General features: G+C 45.9%; 17 protein-coding genes. 4 read left to right on the forward strand and 13 right to left on the reverse strand.

From position 1 onward, the window contains the following. Positions 1-385: 385 nt before the first annotated feature. The gene (locus M1L52_RS01630; RefSeq protein WP_248613078.1) at positions 386-565 is read left to right on the forward strand and encodes a hypothetical protein; all 180 of its coding nucleotides are present in this window, start codon (positions 386-388) and stop codon (positions 563-565) included. 64 nt (positions 566-629) lie between these two features. Here M1L52_RS01630 and rplS read toward each other — a convergent pair whose 3' ends face one another. Continuing rightward, positions 630-995 (reverse strand): 50S ribosomal protein L19, encoded by a 366-nt coding sequence (gene rplS, locus M1L52_RS01635; RefSeq protein WP_248613079.1) that lies wholly within the window; start codon positions 993-995, stop codon positions 630-632. 191 nt (positions 996-1186) lie between these two features. Here rplS and M1L52_RS01640 point away from each other — a divergent pair, with 191 nt between their 5' ends. Together M1L52_RS01640 and M1L52_RS01645 are read left to right on the forward strand one after the other, a co-directional pair. Continuing rightward, complete coding sequence (locus M1L52_RS01640; protein WP_317231465.1) at positions 1187-1933, forward strand: 5'-nucleotidase; 747 nt, start codon at positions 1187-1189, stop codon at positions 1931-1933. Between the two features lie 38 nt (positions 1934-1971). Continuing rightward, positions 1972-2859 (forward strand): bifunctional metallophosphatase/5'-nucleotidase, encoded by an 888-nt coding sequence (locus M1L52_RS01645; protein WP_248614554.1) that lies wholly within the window; start codon positions 1972-1974, stop codon positions 2857-2859. 23 nt (positions 2860-2882) lie between these two features. On the opposite strand, the gene M1L52_RS01650 is transcribed toward M1L52_RS01645, so the two are convergent. Beyond that, complete coding sequence (locus tag M1L52_RS01650) at positions 2883-3629, reverse strand: porin family protein (RefSeq protein WP_248613081.1); 747 nt, start codon at positions 3627-3629, stop codon at positions 2883-2885. 163 nt (positions 3630-3792) lie between these two features. On the opposite strand from M1L52_RS01650, the gene M1L52_RS01655 reads away from it, so the two are divergent. Then, a complete protein-coding gene (locus M1L52_RS01655; protein WP_248613082.1) occupies positions 3793-3960 on the forward strand; it encodes a DUF362 domain-containing protein in 168 nt (55 codons plus the stop codon). 141 nt (positions 3961-4101) lie between these two features. Here the strand turns inward: M1L52_RS01655 and M1L52_RS01660 are convergent, their stop codons facing one another. The 11 genes from M1L52_RS01660 to rpsG all read right to left on the reverse strand — a co-directional run bounded on the left by M1L52_RS01660 (position 4102) and on the right by rpsG (position 16012). Then, positions 4102-5544 carry a tetratricopeptide repeat protein gene (locus M1L52_RS01660; RefSeq protein ID WP_248613083.1) on the reverse strand — a complete coding sequence of 481 codons (1443 nt, stop codon included), beginning with the start codon at positions 5542-5544 and terminating at the stop codon, positions 4102-4104. Positions 5545-5621: 77 nt separating this feature from the next. Then, positions 5622-6599 carry a PstS family phosphate ABC transporter substrate-binding protein gene (locus M1L52_RS01665; RefSeq protein ID WP_248613084.1) on the reverse strand — a complete coding sequence of 326 codons (978 nt, stop codon included), beginning with the start codon at positions 6597-6599 and terminating at the stop codon, positions 5622-5624. Positions 6600-6628: 29 nt separating this feature from the next. Further along, complete coding sequence (locus M1L52_RS01670; RefSeq protein ID WP_248613085.1) at positions 6629-7465, reverse strand: energy transducer TonB; 837 nt, start codon at positions 7463-7465, stop codon at positions 6629-6631. A gap of 14 nt (positions 7466-7479) precedes the next feature. Then, positions 7480-8163 (reverse strand): ExbD/TolR family protein, encoded by a 684-nt coding sequence (locus M1L52_RS01675; protein ID WP_248613086.1) that lies wholly within the window; start codon positions 8161-8163, stop codon positions 7480-7482. Positions 8164-8166: 3 nt separating this feature from the next. Beyond that, positions 8167-8787 (reverse strand): biopolymer transporter ExbD, encoded by a 621-nt coding sequence (locus tag M1L52_RS01680; protein WP_248613087.1) that lies wholly within the window; start codon positions 8785-8787, stop codon positions 8167-8169. Positions 8788-8827: 40 nt separating this feature from the next. After that, positions 8828-9664 (reverse strand): MotA/TolQ/ExbB proton channel family protein, encoded by an 837-nt coding sequence (locus tag M1L52_RS01685; RefSeq protein WP_248613088.1) that lies wholly within the window; start codon positions 9662-9664, stop codon positions 8828-8830. Between the two features lie 185 nt (positions 9665-9849). Next, complete coding sequence (locus M1L52_RS01690) at positions 9850-11049, reverse strand: pyridoxal phosphate-dependent aminotransferase (RefSeq protein ID WP_248613089.1); 1200 nt, start codon at positions 11047-11049, stop codon at positions 9850-9852. 105 nt (positions 11050-11154) lie between these two features. After that, the gene (locus tag M1L52_RS01695; protein ID WP_248613090.1) at positions 11155-12654 is read right to left on the reverse strand and encodes an L-fucose/L-arabinose isomerase family protein; all 1500 of its coding nucleotides are present in this window, start codon (positions 12652-12654) and stop codon (positions 11155-11157) included. A 302-nt stretch (positions 12655-12956) separates the two neighbouring features. Further along, positions 12957-13262 (reverse strand): 30S ribosomal protein S10, encoded by a 306-nt coding sequence (gene rpsJ / locus M1L52_RS01700; RefSeq protein WP_248613091.1) that lies wholly within the window; start codon positions 13260-13262, stop codon positions 12957-12959. A 120-nt stretch (positions 13263-13382) separates the two neighbouring features. After that, complete coding sequence (gene fusA / locus M1L52_RS01705) at positions 13383-15509, reverse strand: elongation factor G (RefSeq protein WP_248613092.1); 2127 nt, start codon at positions 15507-15509, stop codon at positions 13383-13385. A 26-nt stretch (positions 15510-15535) separates the two neighbouring features. Further along, positions 15536-16012, reverse strand: coding sequence for a 30S ribosomal protein S7 (gene rpsG, locus M1L52_RS01710; RefSeq protein WP_248613093.1), 477 nt, complete (start codon positions 16010-16012; stop codon positions 15536-15538). Between the last annotated feature and the right edge of the window lie 11 nt (positions 16013-16023).

Consider the following 16023-nt stretch of genomic DNA (forward strand, 5'->3'; position numbering starts at 1 on the left):
GCATATCTTCTGGAGTCTTCTCAACAACCTGCCCGTCATCGTTCTTCAGAGAGTACTTATTCACCCATGTATGAGCAGATTGTTCGTCGCCACCGAAATAAGCCAAAGAAGCCTGGAAAGCTTCTTCACAAGTAAAAGTTGTCTGTGGTTCCATCATTTCGTTACATTTTTGATGGCAAAGGTACGATTAAGTGAGGAAAAAAGCAAATATATTTGCATTTTTTCCGAACGAAAGTACCTTAGGCGAAGCCAGAGGTACGAATAAACGAGAGAAATGCAAAAGAAAATTTACAATTTTCATTTACTTTGCGCTTGTTTATTAGGAAAACGATTACCTTTGCATCCGCATTTTGTTACAAGTAACTGTAGAAAGCAGACAATCATCATGGATAAAAAACATTTCGCGCTAAAAAAGCTACTCGAAGCAGTGGAAAAAGAGCTACTTCACAAGCCAAACAAAAAGACTCTTGACAGACTGTCAATGCTTGCGGGTTTCCAGAATTGGGACACATTCCAGGAGGCTCTCCACGGCGAAGCTGATGCAAAGACTAATTACAAGGAATAGTCTTATATACAAACAAAATAAGGATGCCAAGGCATCCTCATTTTTATTCTCGTGAGAAGTGAGATTACTCTGCACTTACTGTATTCACGCGCTTCTCCTTAATACGAGCAGCCTTACCGGTGAGCTTGCGGAGGTAGTAGAGCTTAGCGCGACGTACCTTACCAACCTTGTTCACCTCGATGCTCTCGATGTTTGGTGACTCGAGTGGGAAAATACGCTCCACACCAACGGTACCAGACATCTTACGAACAGTGAAACGCTTCTTCTCGCCGTGACCAGAAATCTTGATTACTACACCGCGATAGAGCTGAATACGCTCCTTAGAGCCCTCGATAATTTTGTAAGCGACAGTTACAGTGTCACCAGCCTTGAAAGAAGGGTGCTGCTTGCCGGTTGCAAATGCTTCTTCAGCAATTTTAATTAAATCCATTTTTGTTTGATAATTAAATTTGTTGTTATCGTTCCAACGCAACATAACAGGCAACTCTCCTATCTTCCTGCCAGCGATTACGCGGAAAGCGGCTGCAAAGTTACAACATTTTTTGGAATCTTCAAATTTTTTTCTTACTTTTGCACAAAAATAAGACTCATTCTATGCAAAAATCACGAAATCTAATAAGTGTGATTAGCGTTTTGCTATTGTTTACCGCATGCACGTCACATTATCAGCTGACGGGTATCAGTCGTTCGCGAATATTAATAGACCAGCGTTTCGATGCTAATCCTGATGTAAAGGCAGCGTCGTTTATAGTGCCATACAAGGTTAAGGTTGACTCTGTTATGGCGCCTGTCATGGGTACCGCTGCCCATGCGATGGCAGCTGACCGTCCAGAGAGCGACCTGTCAAACCTGCTTAGCGACATACTCATCTGGGCATCAAAAGACTATAACGAGAAGCCGGTCTTGGGCATTTATAACATTGGTGGTATCAGAACAGGTCTTCCTGCAGGTAAGGTAACCTATGGTGACATATTGGAGGTTGCGCCATTCGAGAACAAGATCTACTTCATGACGCTCAAAGGCGATGACCTGAAGCGCCTGCTTGGCCAGATAGCGGCACGCGGTGGCGAGGGTGTGAGCCACGGAATAAACATGGTCATCAGCCCCGATGGCAAACTTCTTTCGGTAGCCATCAACGGTCAGCCGTTAGATCCACAGAAAGACTATCGTATCGTGACCATTGACTATCTGGCGCAAGGTAACGATGGCATGAATGCATTTCAGAAAGGTTTCAATGTCATATCTCCAAAAGACAAGGATAGCAATACCCGCTTCTTAATAATGAAATACTTCCGCGAGATGGAAGCTCAAGGCAAAGCAGTGAGCTCAAAAGTTGAAGGAAGAATAGTAGTGAAGAGTGAAAAGTAAAAATCTGCTACTGCATTTATTTAATAACGATGACTGATATGGAAACGAAATATAACAATTATTCTAGTTGGGCATTAAGAATTGTTCTCCTTGTTTTTTGCCTACAATCCTCAACCTTCTTTTCTAAATCTTCAGTTTCATACGCTCAGAAGACGCTAACCATTCTGCATACCAACGACACCCACTCGTGCATCTACCCAATGAACAAACACTTGGCAGACACGATGCTGGCAGGACGTGGTGGTTTCTTCCGTCGCATAAACATGATTAAGGAACAGCGACAGCTCGACCCGAAGCTATTACTTCTTGACAGCGGTGACTTCTCGCAGGGCAGCGCCTATTACTCCATGTTCAAAGGCGATGTAGAGATAGAACTGATGAACCAGATGGGCTATGATGCAGCTACTATTGGCAACCATGAGTTCGACTTCGGCATAGACAACATGGCTCGCATTTTCAAGAAAGCCAAATTCCCTATCATCTGCTCAAATTACGACTTTGCCGACACAGAGCTGGCACAGATTGTGAAGCCTTATACCATAATTAAGCGCAACGGCATAAAGATAGGAATATTTGCCCTCTGCCCACCGCTTAAAGGCTTGGTTGCTACGCAGAATTACGGTAAACTGAAATTCCTGGACGCTACGGAATGTGCACAGAAGATGACCAATCTGCTGAAGAACGAAAAGAAATGCGACCTCGTCATTTGTCTTAGCCACCTTGGATGGAAGGTTTCAGAATATCCATGCGAGACAGTCATTCGCGAGACACGCGGACTCGACCTCGTCCTTGACGGCCATTCTCACACATACATGGAGGAACTCGAATATGAGAAAGACCCCGACGGGCGCATGGTACCAGTAGATCAAAACGGCAAACACGGCGTATTTGTAGGTAAGCTAAAGCTACAGTTCACAAAGAAATAGGAATTAAAAACAATTGATTGTCCTTACTCAAAATAGAGAGTGAGGACAATCATTTTTGTACGAGCAGATGAGACACTCTGCGAGAACACGCGCTTACTAACGTCTGTAAGCTCGTTCGTGTGTGACTTATCGAGAGTGTTTGTCAGCCCGTAGCAGAACTTCAGTTCAGGAATGAGCTTAAAGAAAGGCAGATAGAAATCGCATCCCATTCCCACCTCAAGCATGATGTCATATCGCTTAAGCTGCAGATAATCCTGATCCTTACCGGCAAGGTTCACCATAGGATTCACACCTGCCATGACATAAGGACGGTAGTTATTGAAACGCTCTGCCGAGAACTTTAAGTCAACAGGCACGGAGATATAAGTGTTCTTCATATCCTGAGTAAACTCACGAGGACGACCTGATTCCGAAAGGTTCATCATATCACGGAATACCAGATGCTTAGAGCCGAAGTGCATGGTGGGCGAAACGCGCAAAGCAAAATGCTGATGAAGGCGCACGTCTGCCAACACACCAACGCTAAAGCCAGGATTCCACATATCAGCATCGCAAAGCACATAAGCCGCCTTCTCGCCTCCTTCTTGAAGAGTAATGGTCTGTGGACCTACGTTCTGGAACTCCACATCCTGCATGTTCAGTCCAAGGGAGATACCAAAATGCAATGGGCGCAAATCAATATATGGTCTGTTCTGCACCTTACGCTCCTGAGCTATGGCTGATGTTGCTATAGCAATCAGGACAATAAACAATGAAAATATTTTCTTCATCTCTTATAATAACGACAATCTTTGCAAGATATTATACAGAAAACTATTTCGACAGAGTATAAATTGTAAAAATAAATACCAAATTATTGGTAGAGAATGGAAAATAATATTATCTTTGCATCACAATTTCTAAGTATTAACTAATTTATTTAACAACAAAATTATGGCATACGTAATTGGTGACAACTGTATCGCATGCGGTACATGTGCAGGTGAGTGCCCAGTAGAGGCAATTTCTGAGGGTGAGAAGTACGTTATCGACGCTGATGCTTGCACAGAGTGCGGCACATGCGCAAGTGTTTGCCCATCAGAGGCTATCACACTCGGCTAATCTCACGTTAGCTTCATAAACCAAACAAGAGCGGGCGTCAGTATTGACACCCGCTCTCTTTTTATTGTCTTCACAAAAAAATGGGCCAAGCAGTTTTTATTAACCGCTTGACCATTTTTTGCAATATAGTTATTATTGTTATTACTTCTTCATGCTGACAATCTGAGTTGCAGTCTCGTTTGCAGGATCAACGGTAAGGAGCTTCTCTGCGAACTCGATAGAGCGCTGAGTGTCGTCCTTAATCTTCAGATAATAAACCATCAAGTACTGACCTGCCTCCTTCACACGTGCCATGTCAGCCTTATCCTTCTCTGCCTTCTCCATAATGGCATTGAACAGCTCCTCATAGAATGGCTGTGCCTTACCATCCTTTGCCTCAGGATCCATCATCTGGTTGACACGAGCACGCCAGAACAATGAGTACTCCTTTGCATCGGCATTCTTCTCGGCGAGGTCAGAATAAATCTGGTCTGCCTTGGTCAGCTTCTCAATCTTTGCGTCACCCTCCAGCTTGTCAGCATACTGAACATAGAGACGACCAAGGTCAGCATAGTCAGTAAGAGAAGCGTGTGACACCGTCTTCAGGAAGAGGTCATAGTATGTAACAGCATTCTCGTAGTCATCAATTCCCTTATATGCATCGGCAAGGTCCTTGATAACACCAGCCTTCTTGTCTTGTGAGTCAAACTCCAGCTCAAGAGTCTTCTTGTAAACATCGATAGCCTCCTGATGTTTCTTGGCGCCATTGAGAGCCTTTGCATAGACACCATAGATCTCTGGATTCATCTTAACAGAGTCTGATTGGTTAAGCATGCGGTCAGCATATTCGAGAGCCTTGTCATAATTCTTCAGCTGTGTATGGTTGAACATACCAAGCTGGTTGTAAGTAAACTTACGTGGATAAGACTTCAAGCCGTAATCGACAATCTCCTGGCTCTTATTATACTCACCAAGGAGATAGTTTGCACGAGCTGCGCTAAGGAAGTCACGCTCCTCAAGAGCATTCAGAGGAACCTGAGCATAAGCCTTAGCAGCATCCTCCACCCTATTAGCCAGGTCATATACACGACCCTTCAACAGGTTTACGCGACCGTTGGCAGCAAGCTCAGGAGCGTCCTCGCCCAGCTGGTCGAGCATAGAGATAGCATCGGGAAGGTTCACACCACGGTTAATTGAAGCATATCTATAGTATGGAGTCTCATCAATAGTGCCACCGGCCTGCTTTGCGAAATAGATAGCCTGACGGTACATTGTAGAAGCGGCACCACCGGCACCCTCATGATCGCCCTTTGCCTGGATGTCGCCAAGAAGCAGATAGGCTGCAGGATAGTTTTTGTCTGCAGCATACTGAGCATAGACATGAGCATTTGCGGTATCGTTCGCCTCATAGAAAGCGCGGGCAATGCCTACTACAGCCTCCATGTTTTTCTTGTTCTTCTTGTAGATAGCCTTAATCTGCTTATCGGCATCAGCAGGCTTGTTCTTAAGGATTTCCTTAACCTGCTCAGCGGCAGAAGCGCCTTCCTGAGCTTTTACGGCAGCACTGCTGCTGAGCACCAATGCACCGAGAAGTAAATATTTCATCGTTTTCATAATCAATTAATATTTAGTTTGTTCTGTAATCTAAAACTATGACTTCAATAACTTAAAAATGTCAAACCTTATTTAGTAATATTAACTTGTCTTACATTAAGGTCCTTTATTATAGGCAGAAGTCCCGCACGGAATATAACCATCTGTCCCTGTGGCAGTCTACAGAAGTTTGCAAAGCCTGTCGGCTGTCCTGTACGTGGATCGTTAACGATGGCATAGATAGTGCGCACGAGTGGGTATTCACCACTATATATATAATACTGATAAGGGCGGCGGCTATTCTGCACAGTGGCAGAGTCGAGTCGTGACACCTTCATCGCGGTTATGTTCTTACGGAATGTTATATTGGTAGAGTCACGCTTGTCGTTGAGCCAGTTGGAACCTATGATGCCAATGGCATTTGGAGTATTCTCCACATAGTCAACCACCTCGCTGCTCTTCAGCACGGCACCGATATTCTCGTCGTCCTCAGTACGGAGAGGCTCACCACCGAGTATTGAGTCAACGCAGAAGCGCACGGCACTCGAACGTGGATTGTCGAACACAACGTCAATATCGCCAAGCTTAGACCCAGGATAGAGATCACTCCATTTCTTAACCTCACCGCGCAGAATGCGCTTGAAGTCCTTAATAGAAATCAGGGTGTCCTTGTTTTGGTTGTTCACTATAAGCGCCAGTCCGTCATAGCCTATAGGCATAATGCGAGGAATAAAGTTACGAGCCTTCAGGTTCGTCATCTCTTTCTCAGTAAGCTGACGTGTAGTGAACGCAAGCCATGTCTCGTTCTTCATCAGCATCTCCACTGCTTCCTGCTCACTTGTATAGATTGCCTCAAGTGTATCCTGATGAGGGAGATTGCGATTGAATACTTTTGTAAACACTTCCAGCTCCTCGTCAAGGATGGGATGGAAGCTTTCATCGGCAGCGAAATAGCGTGCTGCCTTTTCATAATTTTGGTCTAATTCAGTTTTAGGCTTGTTCCCACATGCGAGGAACAAGCCTAAAATAAGTGATAATCCAACTAAGTTGAATTGAGTTCTATTCATACTTTTTCTTTTGATTGACTGAGAGTGAATTAACCTGCCAGACGGAATGTCACAGGTACGGTGTACTTCACACGTACAGCAGAACCATTCTGCTTACCTGGGATCCATTTTGGCATCTTCTTCAGCACGCGGATAGCCTCCTTATCAAGAGAGGGGTCAACCGAACGAGCTACCTGAATATCAGTTACTGAGCCATCGCGCTCCACAACGAACGTACATACCACACGACCCTGGATACCGTTCTCCTCAGCAATTGAAGGATACTTGATATTGTCGCTCAGCCACTTCATCAGGGCTGCTGCGCCGCCAGGGAACTCTGGCATCTGTTCTACGACGTCGAAGACCTTGGTCTCCTCTTCCTTCGGCTTCTCGTCAGCAATAACTTCCTTTGCCTTCAGCACCTCACCCTCAGCTTCGTCGTTACCTTTAACGTCGAATGTACCGATGGCGGTGTTTGTCTTAGCAAGGTCGTCCTGTGACTTGATTTCGTCCTCAGGCTTTACTTCGTCGTCCTTCTTAATTTCAGGTGCGGTGAACTTCACAGAGCTCTTCACCTTCTCAATCACTTTCTGCTCGACTTCAACCTTTACGGGCTCCTTGCGCTCAACCTTTGCTTCCTTCTTCTGTGCCAGCTTTGACAGCTCCACATCAGTTTCGATAGCAACGTCCTGCTTCAAAGCGTTTTGAATCTGAACATTCAGGAACACTGCAAGGAAGATTGCGGCAATTGCCAACAGCACGATAAGAAGTGCCTTGACATTACGCTTACCTGTCTCCCGACGGAGAACATATGCACCGTATTCTTTGTTTTTGCCTTCAAAGACGAGTTCGGTCCAGCTATTGTCTATAAGATCTACTTTTGCCATAGTTCTGTCCTTTCTTATTTGTCATTCGAGAACTTGATGCCTTTCAACTCAAGCAGTTTCTCGTCGTCTTCGTTAACTTTGTCGATCACATACTTACCGATGCTGCAAACCAGCATCTCGTCAAGTGCCTGTACCATGTTGTTGTAGGTAGAGATGTCCATTGGTTTGATAATAACGGTCAGAGTCTGCATACCCTTGTCACCATATTCAGCGAGCATGGTTTCTGACTTACCATTACGGATATCAGAGAGTAACTTCTCATAAGTTTCCTTTGACATCTTATCACCCATCTGTGTCTTCTTCTCCTTAAGTTTGTTCACCTCCATCATCACCTTTGCAACTGGCGAGAAGCCATCCTCAGTGATATGTTCGATGAGCAACTTACGAATACCGTCCTTACCCCAGGTTGTCTCCTTCAGGCACTCAGGATTCTCGTATTCGGGAAGACCCTCAACATAGTAAATCTTATCTTCACCACCAAGGTAGAGAGTGATGGTGTACGAAGCTTTCGTCACCGACTTGTCTTCCTTGGACATATTCTCATCATTACTCGGCATCGTCAGCTGCATAGCCTGTGGCTTGCTCAGCGTGGTACAGAGCATGAAGAACGTAATCAGAAGCATCATCATGTCCACCATAGGCGTGAAGTTCACGCGGGTGTCCATCTTTTTCTGCTTAGAACCTTTCTTTTTTGCCATAACTTATTGCTCTGCTTGTTTTTTGGTGTCGAGGTTAGTAATCAGCTGATAACGGTTCTCGTTCATATCCTGAAGCTCTGACATCATCTTCTTTACAACTGAGTATGGTGTATTACCATCACACTTGATAGCCAGACGAATATCAGCATTTGCTTCCTTGGCAGCCGTTACCCACTCTTGGAACTCACTCTTTCCGCCGTCGATACTATCGAGGGGAACGCTCATCTTCTGGATGATTTCAGCTCGCTTGTCCTGTTCAAGGCTCAAGAATTCAGGAAGCTGAGTGACAGAGCCACCAACCATTGCTTCTTCCTTGAAAGCCTTTACCTGGGCAGATGTGAGCGAAACGCCGAACTTGTCGGTTACCGTAGCAACCATCTCTTCCATGTTGAGTTTGTTGTCAGTACCAATGTAGATGTTGCCCTCTGGAGAGACCAGAATATTGAGCACATCCTTCTCAGGTACCTTCACCTCTGACACAGAAGAAGGAGTGTTGACCTTAATTGGTTCTGGTGTCAAGAATGTTGATGTCAACATGAAGAAACACAGAAGCAGGGTCATCACGTCCGACATAGGCGTCATGTCGATCCAGATATCTTTCTTCTCTATTTTAATTTTTGCCATACAGTTTAACTTTTATGGTTTTAGAAGTTAAACCCAATGCTTAAGCCTCAGTGTGGTTAGAATCGTATGTAGCAGCGATAGTGTAACCAACCTCATCGAGAGCGAATGTCAGCTTATCGATCTTGTTTGAGAAGTAGTTGTAAACAACGGTAGCAACCCAAGAAGTCAAAATGCCTGATGCTGTGTTAACAAGTGCCTCAGAAATACCTGCAGACAGAGCCATAGAGTCAGCACCGCCACCAGCAGACAGAGCCTGGAATGATCCGATCATACCGAGCACAGTACCGAACAGAGCGGTAAGAGTACCGAGAGATACGATGGTAGCAATCATTGGGAGGTTCATTGTCAGGGTAGGCATCTCCAGCTGAGTAGCCTCTTCGTGAGCCTGCTGAATCTTAGCAATCTTCTGTGACTTCTTCAGAGTAGTATCGCCCTCAACTGTCTGATACATGTTAATAGAAGCAAGCACTACGTTTGCTACTGAACCCTGCATCTTGTTGCAGAGATCCTTTGCCTTAGCGAAGTCCTGAGCCTTGATAGCGTTCTTAACGTCTGTTGTGAACTTAGCCAGCTTAATCTTACCAGAAGCAGTCTTGATAGCGAAGAAACGCTCTACGCCAAGAACAGTAACGGTAAGCAGCAGAGTCAGGATAAGACCTACAACGAAACCGCCCTTAAACACTGTACCCATGAGGTTACCTGGCAGAGGATGACCATTTCGGTCGCCGTTTACGAAGTTGTCGGGGTTACCGAGAACGAACCAGTAGAAAGCATAAGCGATTGCGCAGCAGATAACGAGGATAATCCATGCATCCTTAACGCCTGTGAAGCCCGTTGACTTTTTAGCTGGGGCTGCAGCCTTTGTTGTTGTTGCCATAATTTTGAATGTTTGTTTTTGGTTATTAAAAATTTAAGTTATTAAAAAATTTTCCAATTGTTATTAGACATTTACACCCACGCCGACACGCAATGTTGCCGATAAATGTCGGCATTATGATGGGCAAAGGTAGTAAAATAATGTGTACTACAGATTTAATTAACCACTTTTAACTTGTCTTTCTGTCATTTTTGCAATTTAGCCAGCGCTTCCTTTATGCGTCGCATAGCCTCACGAATATTGTCATCGCTCGTTGCATAGCTCATACGGAAGCAGTCTGGATCGCCGAAAGCATCGCCACCTACAGTAGCCACATGAGCCTCCTCAAGGAGATACATGGCAAGGTCGGTACTGTTATTTATGGCTGCACCCGAGGGAGTCTTGCGTCCATAGCAGGCAGAGCATTTGGGGAATAGGTAGAAAGCGCCTTCAGGTACATTTACCTCGAGGTCGGGAATCTGGCGTGCCAACTCTACTATGAGGTTACGGCGACGCTCAAATGCCTGGCGCATCTGCTCCACGCACTCCTGACTTTCCGTATATGCGAACTCAGCAGCCTTCTGGCTTACAGAGCATGGTCCGCTAGTGTATTGTCCCTGCAACTTGTTACAGCCTTTAACGATCCACTCAGGAGCGGCGATATATCCAATGCGCCAGCCTGTCATGGCATAAGCCTTAGACACGCCATTGACAATGATTGCGCGTTCCTTCATACCAGGGAACTGAGCTATCGACTCATGGCGTCCCACATAATTAATATGTTCGTATATCTCGTCGGCAAGCACGAAAATATCCTCATGCTTCAATATAACCTCTGCCAATGCACGCAGTTCCTCCTTATTATATACTGAGCCAGTAGGATTGCTTGGCGAACAAAGTATCAAAAGACGCGTCTTCGGGGTTATGGCAGCTTCAAGCTGTTCTGCAGTCATCTTGAAGTTCTGTTCAAAAGTTGCCTCGACGAAGATAGGCTCGCCACCAGCGAGTTTCACCATCTGTGGATAGCTAACCCAGTAAGGAGCAGGAATAATCACTTCCTCGCCAGGGTTAACGAGCGCCATAATTGTGTTACAAACGCTCTGCTTTGCGCCATTAGAGACCAGTATCTCGTTTGTATTATAATGCAGCTGGTTCTCATTCTCCAACTTCTGAACGATTGCCTTGCGCAAATCCATATAGCCTGGTACTGGCGAATAGCGTGAGTAGTTCTCATCGACAGCACGCTTGGCAGCCTCTTTTATATGGTCTGGTGTATTAAAGTCGGGCTCGCCAACACTCAAGTTAATAACGTCAATACCCTGCGCCTTCATCTCGGCGCTTTTCTGCGACATTGCAAGCGTTGCCGATGGAGCAAGACGCTGCAAGCGATTAGAGAGTTGTGCCATAGCTTTATTTACGTTTTTAAAATACTGCGCAAAAGTACACAAAAAAGGCTGAAAGTGCAAAACTTTCAGCCAAAAACTATTGTTTTATTTCAAAAACTCTTCTTATTAGTCCACGAAAGGATTCTCTGTGGGATAGTAGTTACCCTTCGGGAAGTTGTAGTCAATCTCGTCAACGGGGATGCCCATGTACTTCAGAACCTCCCAAAGATACTTACCCTGATGACCGAACATTACGGCGCAGTGGTGTGGGTAGTGTTTCTCAATGAGGACGTGACGATAGAAGCGGCTCATGTTCTTGATACCGAAGATACCAATAGAACCAAATGAGCGTGTAGCCACAGGAATAACCTCGCCCTGAGCGATATAAGCGCGGAGCTTGGTGTCAGCAGTAGACTGCAGACGATATACTGTAGCCAAGCCTGGCTGGATGTCACCCTCGAGGGTACCATTCGTTACCTCAACAGGCAGAGCGCGAGCCATAATGCGCTGGAAGCACATCTGGCAGTTGCAAATCTTAGAAGAAGCAGTATTACCACAGTGGAAGCCCATGAAGATCTCCTTATCTGTGTATGTATCGCAAGCGAACTTCTTGCCCTTGATGCTCTCCTCGTACATGTCGCGGGGAACGGTGTTGTTGATGTCGAGCAGTGTAACAGCATCCTCAGAGATGCAGGTTCCGATGTACTCAGACAGAGCGCCATAGATATCAACCTCGCAAGCTACGGGGATACCGCGACCAGTCAGACGGCTGTTCACATAGCAAGGAACGAAGCCGAACATGGTCTGGAATGCAGGCCAGCACTTGTTGGCCATAGCTACGAACTGGCGAGAACCCTTGTGACCCTCGATCCAGTCAGTAAGTGTGAGCTCGTACTGAGCGAGCTTAGGCAGAACTGAAGGAATCTTATTACCGTGACCGAGCTCAGCAGCCATATCTTTCACAACCTCGTCGATACGTGGGTCGCCCTGATGTTTCTGGAAAGCCTCAAGCAGATCGAGCTCTGAGTTCTCCTCAATCTCAACGTCGAGATCATACAGAGCGCGGATAGGAGCGTTACAAGCCAGGAAGTTATTTGGACGAGGACCGAAGCTAATAATCTTCAGGTTCTGCAGACCAACAATAGCGCGAGCGATAGGCAGGAACTCGTGAATCATCTCAGCGCACTGAGCAGCGTCACCTACGGGTTCCTCAGGGATGTAAGCGCGAGTCTTGCGCAGAGACAGAGCCTGGCTTGCGTTCAGCATACCGCAGTAAGCATCTCCACGGCCATCAATCAGGTCGTTCTGAGTCTCCTCAGCAGCAGCACAGAACATTGTTGGGCCTTGGAACCAATCAGCAATCATTGTCTCAGAAATCTCAGGACCGAAGTTGCCAAGATATACGCAGAGTGCATTACATCCGGCCTTCTTAACATCCTCAAGAGCCTGCTGAGCGTGAATCTCACTCTCAACGATACAGATAGGACACTCATAGATGCCGTCCTTTCCAAACTTTTTCTCATACTCGGCGATAACGGCCTTACGGCGGTTTACTGCCAATGACTCAGGAAAACAGTCGCGGCTAACAGCGACGATACCAACTTTAATTACAGGTACGTTTTTCATTAAAAATAGATTTTTGTTTAGTAATAAATATCTCCTAAGGGGAATGGGTCACACGCCCCTTCCATTTGGCTGCAAAGATACGAACAAGTAATCAAAGCGACAAAAACTTACCAGTTTTTTTACTATTAATAAACTAAAAATAAACTTATTGACGAATTTAAAAAAACATCACATCGTCATTTTTAAAATCATCATGTAAGTTCATTAACGATAGAATCGAGCTAAAAGAACAAAAAATCTGCGGAACGACTTCGTTTGAAGTACTATTCCGCAGATTCATCTATCTGGTATTAAATCATTGACTATACCTTGATTTCAACCTCAACACCGCTGGGGAGTTCGAGTTTCATCAGTGCGTCAACAGTCTTAGCTGTTGAGCTGTAGATGTCAATCAGACGCTTGTAGTCTGACAGCTGGAACTGCTCACGGCTCTTCTTGTTAACGAATGTAGAGCGGTTCACTGTGATGATACGCTTGTGTGTTGGAAGGGGGATAGGACCGCTGATGATAGCGCCAGTAGCCTTAACAGCCTTCACAATTTTCTCTGCTGACTTGTCCACGAGTTTGTGGTCGTAGCTCTTCAGCTTGATACGAATTTTCTGACTCATTGTCTTTTAAAATGTTTAATTTGTTGATATTTTCTCCGCTAAAGAGTCATTTGCTCAGCGGACATATTTATAATCTCTAGGAAGTCCTAGGAGAACCTAGGAAATCCTAGATAATTATTCTTATACGAGGTCTGCACGACCCTTAACCTCTTCGAGCACTGTCTTAGCGATAGCGCTTGACAGAGGAGCGTGGTGAGAGTACTCCATTGAGCTGGTAGCACGACCAGAGGTGATAGTACGAAGAGCGGTTACATAACCGAACATCTCTGAAAGGGGCACCTTAGCCTTTACTACACGAGCACCGCTGCGGCTCTCTTCCATGCCTTCTACCTGACCACGACGCTTGTTCAGGTCACCGATAACGTCACCCATGTTCTCCTCAGGTGTTACAACCTCGAGCTTCATGATTGGCTCCATAAGAACTGGCTTAGCCTTAGCACACGCCTCTTTGTAAGCCATCTGTGCAGCGATTTCGAATGAGAGCTGGTCAGAGTCAACTGGGTGGAAACCACCATCGACAACAACAACCTTCAGAGAATCCATTGGATAACCACCAAGGATACCATTCTTCATAGCTGCTTCGAAGCCCTTCTGGATAGATGGGATGAATTCCTTAGGAATGTTACCACCCTTAACCTCGTTAACAAACTGGAGTCCGCCGTTGGTCTTGATATCGTAATCCTCGTCAACAGGACCTACCTGTACGAGCATCTTAGCATACTTACCACGACCACCAGACTGCTTCTTGTAGGTCTCATCGATCTCAACAGTCTTTGTGATAGCCTCCTTGTAGTTAACCTGAGGCTTACCCTGGTTACACTCTACCTTGAATTCACGCTTCAGACGATCGATGATGATATCGAGGTGAAGCTCACCCATACCAGAGATAATGGTCTGACCACTCTGCTCATCAGTACGTACGGTGAATGTTGGGTCCTCTTCAGCCAGCTTAGCAAGACCGTTGTCAAGCTTAGCGATATCAGCCTGAGACTTTGGCTCAACGGCGATAGAGATAACGGTATCAGGGAATGTCATTGACTCGAGCACGATTGGCTTCTCCTCGTCACAGAGGGTATCACCAGTGCGGATATCCTTGAAACCTACGCCTGCGCCAATATCACCAGCGTCGATAGACTCCATAGGAATTTCCTTGTTTGAGTTCATCTGGAACAGGCGGCTGATACGCTCCTTCTTACCAGAACGTGGGTTGTAAACGTAAGAACCGGCCTTCACACTACCTGAGTAAACGCGGAAGAACACCAGACGGCCCATGTAGGGATCGGTTGCAATCTTGAATGCGAGGGCAGCGGTAGCCTCGTCCTCGCTGGGCTTACGGCTTTCCTCTTCCTCAGTGTTGGGGTTGGTACCAATCACGGCCTCTGTATCCAGAGGAGAAGGAAGATATGAGCAAACTGCGTCGAGCAGAGGCTGAACGCCCTTGTTCTTATAAGAAGAACCGCAAAGCATTGGAGTGCACTCCATAGCGATAGTACCCTTACGGATAGCTGCGATGATTTCTTCTTCTGTGATAGAGTTAGGATCATCGAAGAACTTCTCCATCAGTGCCTCGTCATACTCAGCAGCAGCCTCGAGAAGCTTCATACGCCACTCTTCGCACTCATCCTTCAGATCAGCTGGAATCTCCTCAACATCATATTCAGCGCCCATGGTCTCATCGTGCCACAGGATAGCCTTCATCTTAACGAGGTCAACAAGTCCCTTGAAGTTCTCCTCAGCGCCGATGGGCACCTGAAGAACTACTGGGTTAGCACCCAGGATATCCTTCATCTGCTGAACAGTCTCGAAGAAGTCAGCACCAGAACGGTCCATCTTGTTAACGTATCCGATACGAGGAACGTTATACTTATCAGCCTGACGCCATACGGTCTCTGACTGTGGCTGAACACCATCAGCTGCTGAATATGTAGCAACAGCGCCATCGAGTACACGGAGTGAACGTTCAACCTCAGCAGTGAAGTCAACGTGTCCCGGAGTATCAATCAGGTTGATCTTGTAGTTATTGTTATTCCACTTCCAGTTACATGTTGTAGCTGCTGATGTAATAGTAATACCGCGCTCCTGCTCCTGAGCCATCCAGTCCATAGTAGCTGCACCATCATGCACCTCACCAATCTTGTGGGTTTTACCTGTATAGAACAGAATACGCTCTGAAGTCGTAGTCTTACCGGCATCGATGTGAGCCATGATACCGATGTTACGGGTCAAATGCAAATCTTGTTTTGCCATTGTCTTTTTACCTTATTACATTACGATTAGAAACGGAAGTGAGCGAATGCACGGTTAGCCTCAGCCATGCGGTGCATATCCTCCTTACGCTTGAAGGCACCACCCTGATTATTGAATGCATCCATAATCTCAGCAGAGAGCTTGTCAGCCATTGACTTACCGCTGCGCTTGCGTGCGAAAGCAATCATGTTCTTCATTGAAATGCTCTCCTTGCGGTCAGCACGGATTTCAGTAGGAACCTGGAAGGTAGCACCACCGATACGACGGCTCTTTACCTCCACCTGAGGAGTGATGTTATCAAGTGCCTGCTTCCAAATCTCCAGTGGAGACTTCTCAGCGTCCTTCATCTTATTCTTCACAATCTCGAGAGAGTTGTAGAAAATTTCATAAGACTTAGACTTCTTACCGTCAAACATCAGGTGATTAACGAACTTTGAGACCTTCTGGTCATTGAACACGGGATCTGGAAGGATCACACGCTTCTTTGGTTTTGCTTTTCTCATTTTGTTTTTAA

The organism is Prevotella sp. E13-27, from assembly GCF_023217965.1.
In the GTDB taxonomy this organism is placed as follows: domain Bacteria; phylum Bacteroidota; class Bacteroidia; order Bacteroidales; family Bacteroidaceae; genus Prevotella.